The following is a 13,887-nucleotide window of genomic DNA, read 5'->3' as shown; positions in this document are numbered from 1 at the left end:
TTGCTGCTGAAGATTCAGATGCAAATGCGCTCCAAAAGATGATGGTAGATGAGGCACTCGCTCACGTCGTTGCGCGCCCCTTCATGTCCATGCTGCCGGCGAAGAACGACGAGACGACTGTAGATCCAACCTATTAGGGCTCCATCCAGATGAAGAAAGAAAAGCCAACTTACCAGCGCGTCACGCCCTCTTCCAAAGTATCTGCGGAGTGCAGGTTTCGTGCGGCACTAGCCAGAATCATCGATGGAAGCGCTCTTAACGTCGAAAGGAGTGCACAGATCACTCAGAACAACGTTGCGCGTGAGGCGGGGGTCGATCCATCCGCATTGAGAGCCAGTCGCTACCCTGCATTGGTAAAGGAAATTCGAGACCTGGCTTGTATCGCAAGGGCTAACGTTGGGCGCATGGGGCATAAGCCGCATCTTCCAAGAAGTGAGGAGCGCCGTGACGAGAAACAGCGCTATCAGGACATGAAGCGTCAACGTGATCATGCCGCAGCGCTTCTTGCCAGCGCGGACAGCGAGGTTCTGAGGCTTATGCTCAGAGTGCGGGACTTGGAGAGGCACATCGAAGAGACTTCTCCTGGAGTTGTTCGCCCGCAGGTGACCATGTTGCGCGTGCCTAAGCGCTAGCATCGCCTTCAACTCAACCTCACGCATCCAAGTATCAGGTCCACCATTGGGCCGTGGCCTCTTGCACCCCAACTTAGCTCAGTTGTCATGAGGCCGAACTTAGGTGTCATGTCACTATGGACAATGGGTGTTCCTTGGATTTTTAGGCTTCTAAGGCTTTTTGCTTGACTCAAGCCATGTCATGTCACAGGTACACGGCTGGCTGGGCCGGTGATCGCAGTGGGCGCTGTCTCTGCACCGAGGAGGTCATCCGTCGTTACCGCGGGCGGGTTTCCGGGCCGTTGATGGACCGCATCGACCTGCATGTGGAAGTGCCTCGGCTGGACCCGCGCGAGCTGCGCGATGACGCGCCGCTGGGTGAGGACAGCGCGAGTGTTCGTGCGCGCGTGGTGGCCGCGCGGGAGGTGCAGCTGTTGCGCAGTGGGAAGGCGAATGCACACCTGCTGCCATTCGAGCTGAGCGCGCATTGCCGGTTGTCGGAGGAGGATCAGCAGCTGCTGGAGGACGCCGTGGAGCGGTTGCAGCTGTCAGCGCGCTCGATGCATCGCATTCTGCGGGTGGCGCGCACGGTGGCGGATCTGGGTCATGCGCGGGACATCGCAACTGCGCATGTGGCGGAGGCGATCGGGTATCGGCAGCTGGATCGGGGAGGTAGCGGGTGAGGCCAGACGCCGTGATGCCCGGAATGCTGGCTCAGTATGCGCACTCCGGCCCCACCGGCACGATCCCCGACGGATTGAGATGCCGGTGACTCCCGTAATAGTGGTGCTTGATGTGCTCGAAGTTCACCGTATCCGCCACCTCCGGAATCGCCATCATCCGCGCCACGAACGCATGCAGGCCAGCGAAGTCTGCAATGCGCCGCACGTTGCACTTGAAGTGCACGTAGTACACCGAATCAAAGCGGATCAACGTCGTGAACAGACGGATATCCGCTTCCGTCATGACATCGTCCACCAGCCACTCGCTTTGCTGGAGCCGCTGATCCAACCACGTGAGCGTCTCAAACAACGGCCCAACAGCCTCTTCGTACGCCTGCTGCGTTGATGCAAAACCCGCTTGGTACACACCGTTGTTGACGGTCGCATAGACCCGCTCGTTGATCGCATCGATTTCAGCACGCAGCGCCACCGGATAGAAATCACCGGCCTTCGCACCCAGCCCGTCATAGGCGGTGTTGAACATGCGGATGATGTCCGCCGATTCATTGCTGACGATCCTCCCGCGCTCGCGATCCCAGAGCACCGGCACGGTTACCTTGCCGGTCATTCCCGGCTTGGCGGCGGCGTACAGTTCATGCAGATAGCGCGCACCGCGTTCTGGCTCCGGCGTCACCTGCGGGCCGGGCTCAAACGTCCAGCCCTGATCACCCATGTGCCAGTTGACCACCGACACGGGCATCATATCTTCCAGGCCTTTCAGCGCGCGCACGATCAGCGTGCGGTGTGCCCACGGGCAGGCGAGACTTACATACAGGCGGAACCGTCCAGGCGCTGCTTTGACGCCTGGCTCGCCATTCGGGCCAGCACTGCCGTCGGCGCTCAACCAATCGCGGAAGGTGGATTCCTCGCGCTTGAAATGACCGTCCTTGTCAGCGGCACCCGCGGTGCCTTCCTGCCATGTTCCATCGACCAGCATGCCCATCGCGGGAGCACTCCTCTGATAGTGGTGTCTGATGCGCCGGTGGTGCGTGGCGGCTTCTACAGCGTGTTGTAGCAAACGCATCGGCAATGCCCGGTGATGGGCCCTCGCAGCGGGTGCATGTTTCATCGCGTTCATCGCCGAAGCACACGCATCTGCGGCAGAATGTCCAAGTATCTACGCGAGACTCCCACCATCATGCGTATCCACCAGATCGATCTTCCCGTATCCGATGTCGCCGCCACCGTGGCGTACTTCCGCGATGAACTACAGCTGCCGGTTGAGGGCTCGGCCGTGCGTATCGGCTGGAGCACCCTGCAGCTGCAACCCGCAGGATCGAACCCGGTCGGCGGTGTGCACCTGGCGTTCAACGTACCGGCCAATCGCTTCGAAGCGGCCACCGACTGGCTGAAAGCACGCGCCATCCTGCAGCGCGATCTGAAGGGCCATGACCATTTCACCTTCGATGGTCGCTGGGATTCCGAATCGATCTATTTCACCGGGCCGGACGGCCTGATCCTGGAATTGATCGCGCGGCGGCGCTTGCCTGCCGGCGTGCGTCAGGGCGAGTTCCATGGCAGCGAGATGACCTGCATCAGCGAGGTTGGCCTGCCCGCTGAAGACGTGGGTGAGGTGCAGGCAAACGCACAGAACGCCTTCGGGCTGGCGCCGTTGTCACAGCCGACGCCGCACTTCGCACCGCTCGGCGATGATGAAGGCCTGTTGATCGTGGTCGATGCCACGCGCCGCTGGTTCCCCGAGCAGAAAGTGCTGCCGAATGCGCGCGGCATCCGCGTCGTGCTGCATGACGTGGTGCCTGGCGCCGTTGTCGAAGACCACGCACTGGGCTGGCACCTGCGCTCGGCCTGAGCAGGCCCGGACGAACGAAGCCCCGCCGGAGCGGGGCTTCAGTTCACACAACAGCCGGCTGGGCTCACTCTTCCTCGTCCTGCTGGCCGCCCTGCTGCTGGTTCTGGTTGCGCTGCTGCTGTTCCTGCTGCTGTTGCTGCTGCTGGTCGCGACCGCGTTCCTGCTGCTCACCGCGCTGATTCGGGTTCTGCTGGTTCTGCTGAGCCATCTCGATTCTCCGGTTGCCGCAAACGGAATGTCGCGGTCGGGGCCATCCTCTGCAGCGGCAGGTTAACGACGTGTGCGGGTTTGCATACGGAAACGTCAACGCGTCCGTTCCGACGTTTCCTGCCGTGCGGGAGCCCGTGTCGCAGTAAGCGTTGGCCTGCATATGAACGGTTCGAATTCCCTTATGCCGCTACGCGCCAACCGGCTTGCCGTGCGACTGAACAGGCCATCCCGGCACCGCCCGGTGCGGATGACGCGCAGATGACGATCACGGCATCACCGGCGGCACGTAAGTCAGCGTCATGCCGAGCAGCCACAGCAGGCCGAGCACCAGCGGGATGTGCACCAGCAGCTGGATGAAGGTGAAGCCGACGATGTCGCGCGCCTTCAGGCCGAGCACGCCCAGCAGCGGCAGCATCCAGAACGGGTTGATCAGGTTCGGCAGCGCCTCGGCGGCGTTGTAGACCTGCACCGCCCAGCCCAGGTGGGCCTTGAGTTCGTTGGCCGCTTGCATCACGTACGGCGCCTCAATGATCCACTTGCCACCGCCGGAGGGCACGAAGAAGCCGAGCACCGCCGAGTAGACGCCCATCACCAGCGCGAAGGTGTCGGTGGTAGCGATGTGCACGAACAGCGTGGAGAGGCGATGGGCGAGGGTCTCATCGCCACTGCCGGTGGCGTGGGTGAGGATCATCGCGATGCCGCCGTACAGCGGGAACTGGATCAGCACGCCGGTGGTGCTGGGGACGGCCTTGGCCACCGCGTTGAGGAAGCTGCGCGGGCGCCAGTGCAGCAGCAGGCCGAGCGAGATGAACAGGAAGTTGTAGGTGTTGAGGTTGGCGATGGCGGTGACCACCGGTTTGCTGGCGAACTCGCCGAACAACCAGCCGAACGCGAGCAGCGAGAGCAACACCGTCAGCAGCGGGCTGTACTCCAGCCACTCGCCCGGGCGGGTGCGCGGCTGCAGCGGCTCGGCCTCGGCGCGGGCAGCGCCTTCGAAGTCCTTGGCGGTGCGCGCAGTGGCGGCGCCGGGCGCGGTCAGCCAGGCAATCAGCAGCGACACCAGGATCAGTGCGGATGTCAGCGCGATCGACTGCCACAGGAAGATGGTTTCGGTGAAAGGCAGCACGCCGGTGATTTCCACCAGGCCGGGCGGCATGCTCGCCGGGTTGGCCTGCAGCTGGGCGGCCGAGGAGCTCAGGCCCATCGCCCAGACCGCGCCGAGGCCAAGGTAGGCCGAGGCACCGGCGGCGCGGTAGTCCATGTTGAGTGCTTGGCGACGCGCCAGTGCGCGCACCAGCAGGCCGCCGAACACCAGCGAGAAGCCCCAGCTCAGCAGCGAGGCGAGCATGCTGATCAGGCCGACATAGACCACCGCGCCACGGCCGGTCTTGGGCACACGGGCCAGCAGTTCGATGAAGCGCGCGACGATCGGCGCGGTAGCGACCGCATAGCCGCCGATGACCACGAAGGCCATCTGCATGGTGAAGGGGATCAGGCTCCAGAAGCCCTCGCCGAAGGCGGTGGCGGTGGCCTGCGGGGTCGCGCCGAAGCCCATCGCGGCGGCGGCGACGATGACCACGCCGAGCACCGCGAACACGTAGGCGTCGGGGAACCATTTTTCCGCCCAGGCCGCCGAGCGCAGTGCCGCGCGCGCCATCCAGCCGTCCTGTACCACCGTCGACGTGTTCATCGTCCCGCCCTCCCCGATCATTCAATGGGAGGGATTCTGGGCGTTGGGCGCGGCGCTGTCAGTCGCCTAATGGTCGTAGTGCCGGGCGCTGCCCGGCTCTGCGAGGGGGTCGGGCGCCGGCCAGCGGCCGGCACTACCCATGTGCGCGTTACCGGACATCACCGTGCGCTCGACGGTAGCACCCGACCGTTGGTCGGGTGGCCCCCCTCAGCGCACCGCCAACGACACCGCGATGCCGGCGAACAGCGCGGCGCCGACCCAGTTGTTGTGCAGGAAGGCCTTGAAGCACGGATCGCGCTCGCGCTTGCGGGCGATCCAGAACTCGTAGGCGATCAACCCTGCGGCCACGCCGACGCCGAGGCCGTAATAGACCCCCAGCCCGGCGCGCAGGCCGACCAGCGCCATCGTGCCCAGGAACAGCGCGTAGAGAATGCCCTGGATGACCAGGTCCAGATCCCCGAACAGGATCGCGGTGGAGTGCGAGCCCATCTTCAGGTCGTCATCGCGGTCAACCATGGCGTACCAGGTGTCATACGCGGTCGACCACAGGATGTTGGCGCCGTACAGCAGCCAGCCGATCACCGGCACCTCGCCCTGCACCGCGGCGAAGGCCATCGGGATGCCCCAGCCGAAGGCCATGCCGAGATAGACCTGCGGCAGGTGGGTGTAGCGCTTGAGGTAGGGGTAGCTGGCGGCCAGGAACACGCCGATGAAGCTCATGCCGATGGTGAGCCAGTTCAGGGTCAGCACCAGGGCGAAGGCGACGATCATCAGCCCGGCGAACAGGGCCAGCGCCTCGCGCCCGGAGACAGCGCCGCTGGCCAGCGGGCGGTCCTTGGTGCGCTTGACGTGCGGGTCCAGCCAGCGGTCGGCGTAATCGTTGATCACGCAGCCGGCCGAGCGGGTCAGCCAGACGCCGGCGGTGAACACGAACAGCGTCCACAGCGGCGGCAGCCCGCCCGAGGCCAGCCACAGCGCCCACCAAGTGGGCCAGAGCAGCAGCAGGGTGCCGATCGGACGGTCGGCGCGCATCAACTTCCAGTAGTGCCGCCAGCGCGACGGGGGCGCCGCCTCGGGCGCCTCAAAACGTTCGTAAGCCATCGGTAAAGGATACCGCCTGGGCTGGCCGGGCGCGCCGTCGCCCGGCGCATCAATGCAGGGGGCAGACCTGCGCGGCGTTTACGGATAGAATGCTCCTCCCGCGCCGCTTTGGCGGTCCGTGGCCCCATCAGGCGGCCCGGCGGGACGCAGGACACAACGCGCTCGTAGCTCAGCCGGATAGAGTAGTGGCTTCCGAAGCCATTGGTCGGGGGTTCGAATCCCTCCGGGCGCACCATCCTCGCCATCTTCCCTTGCAGGTATTTCCGCTGCGGCGCGCTTTTGTGCGCTCGGACGGAGTGCCGTGCCGGCTGCCGCGCGCGAACGCACCGGATCGGGTGCCGCACAGATGACGCCACTCGAAGGGCTGGTCTTCCCACCGGCCTGGAGTGACGGCACCTGCACGGCGCCCCGGTAGAACAGGTCAGCCTGTGGCGAGGTCGGCGAAGCGACCCAGCGAAGCCAGGTGGAAATACACTGGCGCCAGCCAGCCCTGGCGATGCCAGTGCACGAGGGTGGCATCCGGCAGCGCATCCAGACGCGCGGGATCGACGACATGGAAGCCCTGCAGGCTGTGGCGGCGGCCATCGGCGAGGACCACGTCAGCCTGGCGCTCGATCAGCACGCCGGCCTCGGCCAGGGCGGCACTGAAGGCGCGGGTGGCGATGTCTTCGCGGGTGAAGGCTTCGCAGAACTGCAGGGCATGACGCGTCATCGCCGAAGGCTGGTCGCCCTCGAACAGCGGCAGCCCTTCCTCGCCCTCCTGCACGATCATGTCCGCATCGGCATCGATGGCCAGCACGTAGCCGTCCGGCTCGCTGGTGCGCGCGAACACGAACGGGTAGCGCCGCACGTAGGCGGGAATGTAGGCGCCGGCCTGCCATTGGTCGGCGATGACGAAGCGGTTCTGCTCCGCCTCCAGGCCGAGCACGGCGATCGGCAGATGATCGGGACCGGCGAAGACCAGCGGATACGCGCGCGAGGCCGCGGCGAATTCCCCGATCATCACTGGAATCGAGTGACTGCCGGCGGCGAACGCGGCGCCGGTCTGGCGCACGCGCCAGTGGGCATGAAGCTGCGACGACAGCACGACCGGGCGGCGGTAGAGCATGGGCCAGCTGGCCGGCGGCGTGATGCTGTCGGCCGCTGCCGAGACGGCATCGACGTCGTCGCCGGCATCCGGCGCGAGGGAAGTGTCGGTGTTCATGGTGAAAATCCAATGTGGGGCAGCAAGGGAGGCGGCACGCCGCCTCCCGGAGACAGGCGTTGCGTCGGTCAGAAGCCTGCGTTGACTTCCAGCTGGAAGACGTCGATCGACAACGGGGCGCCGGTGACCTCCTTGGCGGCCATCCAGCGCCCGGTCAGCCACACGTTCCGGTCGAACATGTAGGAGCTGCTCAGGTAGTAGCCCTTGGCATTGGTGCCACCGAGGTGGAAGTTGGAATCGTTGTAGGCATCGGGCAGCGCATCGCCTTCCAGGCGTTTGTAGCCCACCGCCAGGTTCCAGTCGCCGGCCTGCTTCATCACCAGCTGGCCGAAGGTCGCCTGCGCCATGTACGCCATGTCACCGCTCTGGATGTCCTGCGGCCCGGCCACGCCGTTGGCGGCAGTGCCCAGGTTGGTGACGATGCCGCCCTGCGCGCGTTCCCACATGCGGTTGGGATCGTAGGCCAGGTTCTTGATCGCGTGCCCTTCCAGGCGCAGGGCATTGCCCGCGAACAACGGCGTTTCCCAGGCCAGGTTGAGGTCGAGCAGTTCGAACTCCGAGGCCAGGCCAACGTATTGCGGCATCGGGGTGTTGGCCGGGTCGAGCGGATTGAGCGCGATGTTCCGCAGCAGCATCAGCGTATTGCCCTTCTGCATGAATGCAGGGCGCGACCAGTCGCTGCTGCAGAAGTCCGCGCCGGCATACAGCGCGCACGGCTGCGAGTACTCGCCGGCGATGTTGCGGAAATCGTAGTAGCCCACCGCGGCGCGCAGTTTCTGCGCATCGCCGAACTGCCACTCGGCGCCGACCTGCACGCCGTTGAGCCACTTGTTCTCGCTCTTCATCTTGTCCTGGCTGGTGTTCGGGAAGCTGTCCGAGGAGTACTCCAACGGCGTCAGGCCCAGCGTGGCGAACAGGGACAGGCCGTCATCGCCGATCGGCTGCGCGTACTTGAACGCCAGGCCATCGAAGTTGAGGTCGTTGGAGAACAGCGTGTCGGTGGACCAGTACGGATTGCCGAAGCGGCCACCGAGGATGTCCAGGCCCGCCACCGGCGACCACGACAGCCATGCCTGGTCGAGCCAGGCGTCTTTTTTGGCCAGGCCACCGCCCAGCGTCTGGGTGGAGGACACCGGGCCGTTGTCGTTGCCGGTGGCCAGGCGCACGCCGGCACGGGTGTGCTCACCCAGTTCGGCGATCACGCCCAGGCGTGCGCGGATCCGCCAGGAATTGTTGCGGTCCTGGCGGGTATTGCGCAGCGGCGGCAGATCCAGGTTGGTGTTGCCGTTGACGTCGTAGCCGTTGCCGGCGTTGATCCGCGCCCAGTCCACTTCGATGTCGCTGTTGCGCTCGGAATACAGGCGGCTCTCGTTGCGCACGCGCACGTCACCCTGCACGCGCAGGCGCTGGGTCCACTCGGGCACCTGGTCCGGCGCCGCCCAACGCTCGGCCTTGGCCTCGGCCATGACGCTGGCCTTGACCTCTTCGCGGATCTCATCGCGCACGGTCTGCGGGATGTAGGGCACGCGCACGTCACCGGGCTGCGCGGCGATCGCGGTGGACGCCGGCGCTGCGGGAGCTGCGGCCGATTCGCGCTGCGCCTCCAGCAACAGCGCCTGGCCTGCCTCGGGCTTGAGCGCACCGCTGTCCATCAGGCCGCGGATCAGCTTGATCATGGTGCTCTCGCCGCCCGTGGCCTGGGCGTGGGCACCGCCGCTGACCAGGACCAGGGCGACACCGGTGGCGATGGCGGTGCTGCGCAGTCCCAGCAGCGCGGAGTGGAGGGTTGAACGGGTCATCGGCTTGCTCGCAGAAAGGAAAGATCAGGGAAGAAGAAAGACAGCGCAGCTCATCCGGCCGGGCGACGGCCCTGTACCAGCACGCGCGCGGGGAAGCTCAACGACGCCGGTGGCCGCTCGTCGATGCGGCCGATCGCGCGGATCGCCTGCAGCACCGCTTCATCGGCTTCGGTGTTGCCGCTGCCGCGCGCGAGCTCGACGCGGGTCACCTGCCCGGCCTCGTCCAGCCAGACGTTGACGGTCAGCTGGAAGGCCAGGCGCTGCACCTTCGGATCGCGCGCCACGGCCTGTTGCAGCACGTAGCCCAGGTAACGCCCGTAACTCGCGTTGCCGGCGCCACCGGCACCGACGCCACTGCGCCCGCCGCCGGAACCGGACTGGATACCGAAGCTGTCGCCGCCGGCCTGCGCGTCGGCATCCATCGTCACCGGGTCGGCGGTGTCGGGCGTCGGCGCTTCTTCGGTGGGCTTGGGCACCTCGTCCAGCGGCTCGGGCTCGGGCATGACCTCTTCAGGGGTCACCTCCGGCTCGGGCTCGGGCTCCGGTGGGGGCGGCGGCGGTGGCGGCGGCAACATCACCATTGGGATCTCGGCCACGGGCCGGCGCGTACTGGCGGTGTCCTTGAACAGCAGGTACCAGAGGAGCAACGCCACGGCCGCCAGGCCGACGAGCAACGCCGCCACGGGCCACCAGCGGCGCCACGCGGGCACGCTGTCACCGCTGCGGGAGTGGAGGGAAGTCACGCCCTCACCCCTGCACTTTGCCGGTGACCAGGCCGACCTGGGTCAGCTCGATCTTGCGCAGCAGGTCGAGCACTTCGACCACACGCGCGTACTGCACCTGCGCATCGCCGCGCACGATCACCGGGATATCCGGGTTCAGTGCCTTCTCCGTGCGCAGGCGATCCTCCAGCTCGGCCAGGCTGACCGGGTAGGCGTCCAGGAAGATCTGGCCGGCGTTGTCCACCGTGATCGCCTTGGTCTTGGGCTTCTCCAGCGCCATGCTGGAACTGGCCTTCGGCAGGTTGACCTCGATCCCGGGAATGGTGGCGTTGCTGGTGAGGATGAAGATCACCAGCACCACCAGCAGCACGTCCACGAACGGGGTGACGTTGATGCCTTTCTCGCGTTTCTTGATGCCGAACCGCTTTGCCCTGGCCATGGTGGTCTCCTCAGGCCAGCGCCGGGCGCGCTGCGGCGGCCGGTGCGGTGCGATCGAACTCTTCGGCCAGGCGCGCGGTGAACTCATCGACGAACACCGACATGTCCGCCGCGATCGCTTCAGCGCGCGAGGCCAGCCAGTTGTAGCCAAACAGCGCCGGGATCGCGACGCCCAGGCCGGCAGCAGTACACAGCAAGGCGGCTGCCATGCCCGGGGCCACCGAATTGATGTCCACCGCGCCGGCCATCGCCGCCACCGCAAACACCAGCATGATGCCGATCACGGTGCCGAACAGGCCGATGTACGGCGCGCCTTCGATCGTGGTGGACAGCCAGTTCATGCGCTTGGACATGCGCTCGGTCTCGCGCGTGACTTCGGCATCCATCGAGGCGCGGATCGAGGTGATCGCCGCGGCGGTGAGACCATGGTGGTGCGAGCCGCGTCCGTCCATTTCTTCCATGGCGATGCGGTACAGCCGCCACAGCGTGGAGTTGTCGCGAATCTGCGGGGCCAGGCTGCCGGTGCGTTCCAGTGCCTGCAGCGAAGCGACCGGTGCACCGGTGACCTTCTTGTACTGGACGGTGAAGGCCTCGTTGGCCTTGGCCACGGTGCCAAAATAGCGGCTCTTGGCGATCATGATCGCCCACGACAGCAGCAGCATCAGGCCCAGCACGATCACCACCACCCAGGCATCGACCGGCATCGCCTTGAGGATGAAACCGAAGTGGCTCACGCCGGCCGACTGCTCGTCTTCGCCGAAGGCGATCAGGCGCGACTCGGCGCCCTGCGCGGTGGCATCGGCCAGCAGCGCGGTGGCCGGGCGGGCCACCTTGGACACACGCACTTCATCGATCACACCGAGGAACGGCTGCGCGGCCGGAATGGCAGCCGCATCGCCCGCCGCACCCGCGGCGAGTGCATCGCCACCGAGCAGGGCCTCACCGGTGAAGGCCGGCAGGCCGGTGGCCAGACGTACCGCTTCGCGGCCGGCGACGTAAAGGATCACGGCATTTTCGCTGCTGGTCACCGCCACGTGTGCCCACTGGCCCGCCACCAGTGCCGGAATCGGCTGGCTGCGCTGCTCGTTGACGCGCACGTAGGGCACGCCGTTGTCGAGGCCGACGAGGAAGACGTTGTCGCCTTCGCGACGGGCATAGATTGCCTGGTCCGGGCCGAGCTGGTCCGGCTTGATCCAGGCCGAAACGGTCATCGCACCGTTGGCAGCCACCGCCAGCGACGGTGCACCCGGCAGATGCAGCGGCGTGCCGGCCAGTTGGGCACCGCGGCCGATGATCGCGCCGTCGGCAGGCTTGAACTCACCGGTGAGCGTATTGACGTACGCGGTGGTGTCGCGCGCCTCGGTGCCGCTGTCGGCGAAGTGGTAGACCGCGCTGTAGTCCGGATCGAACACGCGCTGGCCATTGGCCGCCGCCGGCGCGCCGGCGTTGCCGTAGTACATCCAGATCGTCTGCGCCGCGGTACCGCTGATCGTGGGCACATCCACCCAGATCAGGGCCATGCCCAGCGCCGCGTCGTACTGCTCGACCTGGTGGTTGAGCACCGTGTGGCCATCGGCCCCGACGAAGCGCAGGTCGTTGCCGCCCTCGGCAACGCCATCAAAGGCGAAGTTGCCGGTGTGCAGGCGGATGAGCACGGGGGTGCGCCCGAGATTGCCGCCCAGGGCGGCACCGTTGGGGCTGGCATCGAGCGTGATCGGTTTGCGGTACTTCCAATCGGCCTGCCACCACGCGGTTTCCGCGTGGGCGACGCCGAGCGTGGACATGCTCAGACAGAACAACAACAGGGCAAGAAGGCGTTGCATGGACGGTATCTCCGGAAAATGCTTGGGAAAGTCAGGCTCAGTAGCTGGCGCCGACGCTCAGGTGCAGGCGGTTGGCATCTTTGGTCGTGGTCGGGCCGTCGCGCAGCGTCCGGCCGTAGTCGAAGCGGAGGTTGTAGTGCTCACCGATGCGCAGGCTGCTGCCCACGCCGATGGCGCTCATCGCGGCGCTGTCGGCCTGCTCAGGCAGCGGCCGGCGCAGGCCCAGCCAGGCGCCATCGAGGAAGCCGTAGAAGCGCCAGTCCTGCAGGCCCCACAGGCCAAGCGGACGCGTGCGCCATTCCAGCGTGGCCAACGCGCCGTAATCGCCGATGCCTTCGGCCGAGCGGTAGCCGCGGGTGGTGAACATGCCGCCGGCAGCGAACTGCTCGCCGGAGACCAGCGGCTGGTCAGTCATCTGCGCCGAAAGCCGCGCGAACCACTGCGCACCACTCTCCAGCGTGTAGGTATCACTCAGCTCCAGCTTGAGCGCGAAGAAGCTGGGATCGGCATACGCGCGCTTCCAGTCGAACTCGTCATCGGTACTGCCATAGCCGAACAGGCTGCGTGCACCGAACACCGCCTGCACGCCGACATTGAGCTGGTGCTTGGTGCCCTGGCGGAAGCCGCTGTAGGCCACGGTGACCGGCGCGTACCTGAGCGGGGCGAAATCCGAAGCCTGGCCGACCATCGCCACCGATTCGTCCAGGTCCTTGAAATCGACACCGGCCGACAGCTGGTGCCACCAGGCACCCGTCATCGGGAAGGTGTGGCTGAGCTTGACGCCGACCGCGTGGCCCTTGCCGGTGACATTGGTCTGGCCGGTGGAGACCACGTTGCTGTCGGAGCGGTAGCCGGAGAAATCCAACATCCAGTCCGGGCTGCCCAACGGCAGACCGTAGGCACCGGACCAAACATTGGCCTGGTCAAGATCCTGCGGTGCGGCGAAGAAGGTCAACGAGGCGGTGTGCTCGCGCTGCCAGAGGTTGTCGTGGCCGACCGTGAGGATGCTGCGCAGCGGCTCGGTGTCCACGCTGTGGTCGTTGTTGAGCGTGGCGCTGTAGCGCCAAGGGGATTTGTCGTCGACCTTCAGTTCTACATCCATCGTGCCGTCGGCAACACCTGGCTTGACCAGCGGCACGACCTGTCGCTTGCCGCCGCGGTTGAGTTCGGTCAGCTGCGCCTGCGCGCGCTCGAAATCCGGCACGGCGCCTGCCTGCAGCGCCGGCACACGCTCGGCCAGGCGCGCGGGATCGTTGTGCTCGGCCCCGACCACCTTGACCTGGCCGATGCGGGTCTCGGTGACCTGCAGGATCACCACGCCACCGCTGACCTGCTGCTCGGGCAGATCCACATACACAGACTGGTAGCCCTTGCCCTGGTAGGCCGACTGCAGCGCCACGCGCGCCGCTTCGACATCCTGCAGGGTGCGGTCGGGGCCGAGATGCGGGGAGACCGCCTGCTCGATATCGCGCGCGCCGAGCACGGTGTTGCCGCGCACCAGGTACTCGTTGATGTTGACGCGGGCAGCCGGGGCGGCCGCGGCCGCCATCGGGGCAGCGACGGCGTCGGCATCGGCAGGCGCGGTCTGCGCGTTGGCCAGCGAGATCGCGCAGAGCAGGCCCAGTGGCAGGGATGCCCGTGCCAGCGCCGGGGAGATTGAAGACATCAGTGGCTTCTCAATGCGGAAAGGGATTCAGATGCGCAGGAGGTGAGCGTGCGCAACGGCGGTAACAGCGCCGTTGCACCGGCAAGGCAGT

At 66.3% G+C, this 13,887-nt stretch carries 12 protein-coding genes, 1 tRNA gene and 1 pseudogene; 4 read left to right on the top strand and 10 right to left on the bottom strand.

The window, feature by feature from the left end:
* Positions 1-149: 149 nt before the first annotated feature.
* Both ABE483_RS10800 and ABE483_RS10795 read left to right on the top strand, forming a co-directional pair.
* Positions 150-632: a hypothetical protein gene (locus ABE483_RS10800; protein WP_293792137.1), complete on the top strand. Its 483-nt coding sequence runs from the start codon at positions 150-152 to the stop codon at positions 630-632.
* A 200-nt stretch (positions 633-832) separates the two neighbouring features.
* Positions 833-1,294 (top strand): annotated as a pseudogene (locus tag ABE483_RS10795) (ATP-binding protein); the annotation flags it as partial.
* 31 nt (positions 1,295-1,325) lie between these two features.
* Here the strand turns inward: ABE483_RS10795 and ABE483_RS10790 are convergent.
* Complete coding sequence (locus tag ABE483_RS10790; protein ID WP_346481663.1) at positions 1,326-2,276, bottom strand: glutathione S-transferase family protein; 951 nt, start codon at positions 2,274-2,276, stop codon at positions 1,326-1,328.
* Positions 2,277-2,471: 195 nt separating this feature from the next.
* Here ABE483_RS10790 and ABE483_RS10785 point away from each other — a divergent pair, with 195 nt between their 5' ends.
* The gene (locus tag ABE483_RS10785; protein ID WP_346481708.1) at positions 2,472-3,143 is read left to right on the top strand and encodes a VOC family protein; all 672 of its coding nucleotides are present in this window, start codon (positions 2,472-2,474) and stop codon (positions 3,141-3,143) included.
* A 64-nt stretch (positions 3,144-3,207) separates the two neighbouring features.
* On the opposite strand, the gene ABE483_RS10780 is transcribed toward ABE483_RS10785, so the two are convergent.
* The 3 genes from ABE483_RS10780 to ubiA all read right to left on the bottom strand — a co-directional run bounded on the left by ABE483_RS10780 (position 3,208) and on the right by ubiA (position 6,144).
* Entirely contained in the window at positions 3,208-3,351 is a 144-nt protein-coding gene (locus tag ABE483_RS10780; RefSeq protein ID WP_179459806.1) for a hypothetical protein, read from the bottom strand.
* A gap of 267 nt (positions 3,352-3,618) precedes the next feature.
* Complete coding sequence (locus ABE483_RS10775) at positions 3,619-5,043, bottom strand: TIGR00366 family protein (RefSeq protein ID WP_346481662.1); 1,425 nt, start codon at positions 5,041-5,043, stop codon at positions 3,619-3,621.
* A gap of 207 nt (positions 5,044-5,250) precedes the next feature.
* Entirely contained in the window at positions 5,251-6,144 is an 894-nt protein-coding gene (ubiA, locus tag ABE483_RS10770) for a 4-hydroxybenzoate octaprenyltransferase (protein WP_313212439.1), read from the bottom strand.
* Positions 6,145-6,302: 158 nt separating this feature from the next.
* Here ubiA and ABE483_RS10765 point away from each other — a divergent pair.
* Positions 6,303-6,379 (top strand) — tRNA-Arg (locus ABE483_RS10765).
* Between the two features lie 186 nt (positions 6,380-6,565).
* Here the strand turns inward: ABE483_RS10765 and ABE483_RS10760 are convergent.
* The 6 genes from ABE483_RS10760 to ABE483_RS10735 all read right to left on the bottom strand — a co-directional run bounded on the left by ABE483_RS10760 (position 6,566) and on the right by ABE483_RS10735 (position 13,796).
* On the bottom strand, positions 6,566-7,348 hold the full coding sequence (locus tag ABE483_RS10760) for a SapC family protein (protein ID WP_346481661.1): 783 nt from the start codon (positions 7,346-7,348) through the stop codon (positions 6,566-6,568).
* Between the two features lie 68 nt (positions 7,349-7,416).
* Positions 7,417-9,147, bottom strand: a complete 1,731-nt coding sequence (locus ABE483_RS10755) for a putative porin (protein WP_346481660.1) — start codon at positions 9,145-9,147, stop codon at positions 7,417-7,419.
* A 50-nt stretch (positions 9,148-9,197) separates the two neighbouring features.
* A complete protein-coding gene (locus tag ABE483_RS10750) occupies positions 9,198-9,890 on the bottom strand; it encodes an energy transducer TonB (RefSeq protein ID WP_346481659.1) in 693 nt (230 codons plus the stop codon).
* A gap of 4 nt (positions 9,891-9,894) precedes the next feature.
* A complete protein-coding gene (locus ABE483_RS10745) occupies positions 9,895-10,308 on the bottom strand; it encodes a biopolymer transporter ExbD (protein WP_088433529.1) in 414 nt (137 codons plus the stop codon).
* Between the two features lie 10 nt (positions 10,309-10,318).
* Entirely contained in the window at positions 10,319-12,130 is a 1,812-nt protein-coding gene (locus ABE483_RS10740; RefSeq protein ID WP_346481658.1) for a DUF2341 domain-containing protein, read from the bottom strand.
* 37 nt (positions 12,131-12,167) lie between these two features.
* Positions 12,168-13,796 (bottom strand): ShlB/FhaC/HecB family hemolysin secretion/activation protein, encoded by a 1,629-nt coding sequence (locus tag ABE483_RS10735; RefSeq protein ID WP_346481657.1) that lies wholly within the window; start codon positions 13,794-13,796, stop codon positions 12,168-12,170.
* Positions 13,797-13,887 lie beyond the last annotated feature (91 nt).

This window comes from Stenotrophomonas sp. TWI602 (assembly GCF_039674045.1).
Classification (GTDB): domain Bacteria; phylum Pseudomonadota; class Gammaproteobacteria; order Xanthomonadales; family Xanthomonadaceae; genus Stenotrophomonas.
Note: the sequence above shows the minus strand (reverse complement) of the source record. Positions and strands in the feature narration are given on the sequence as shown.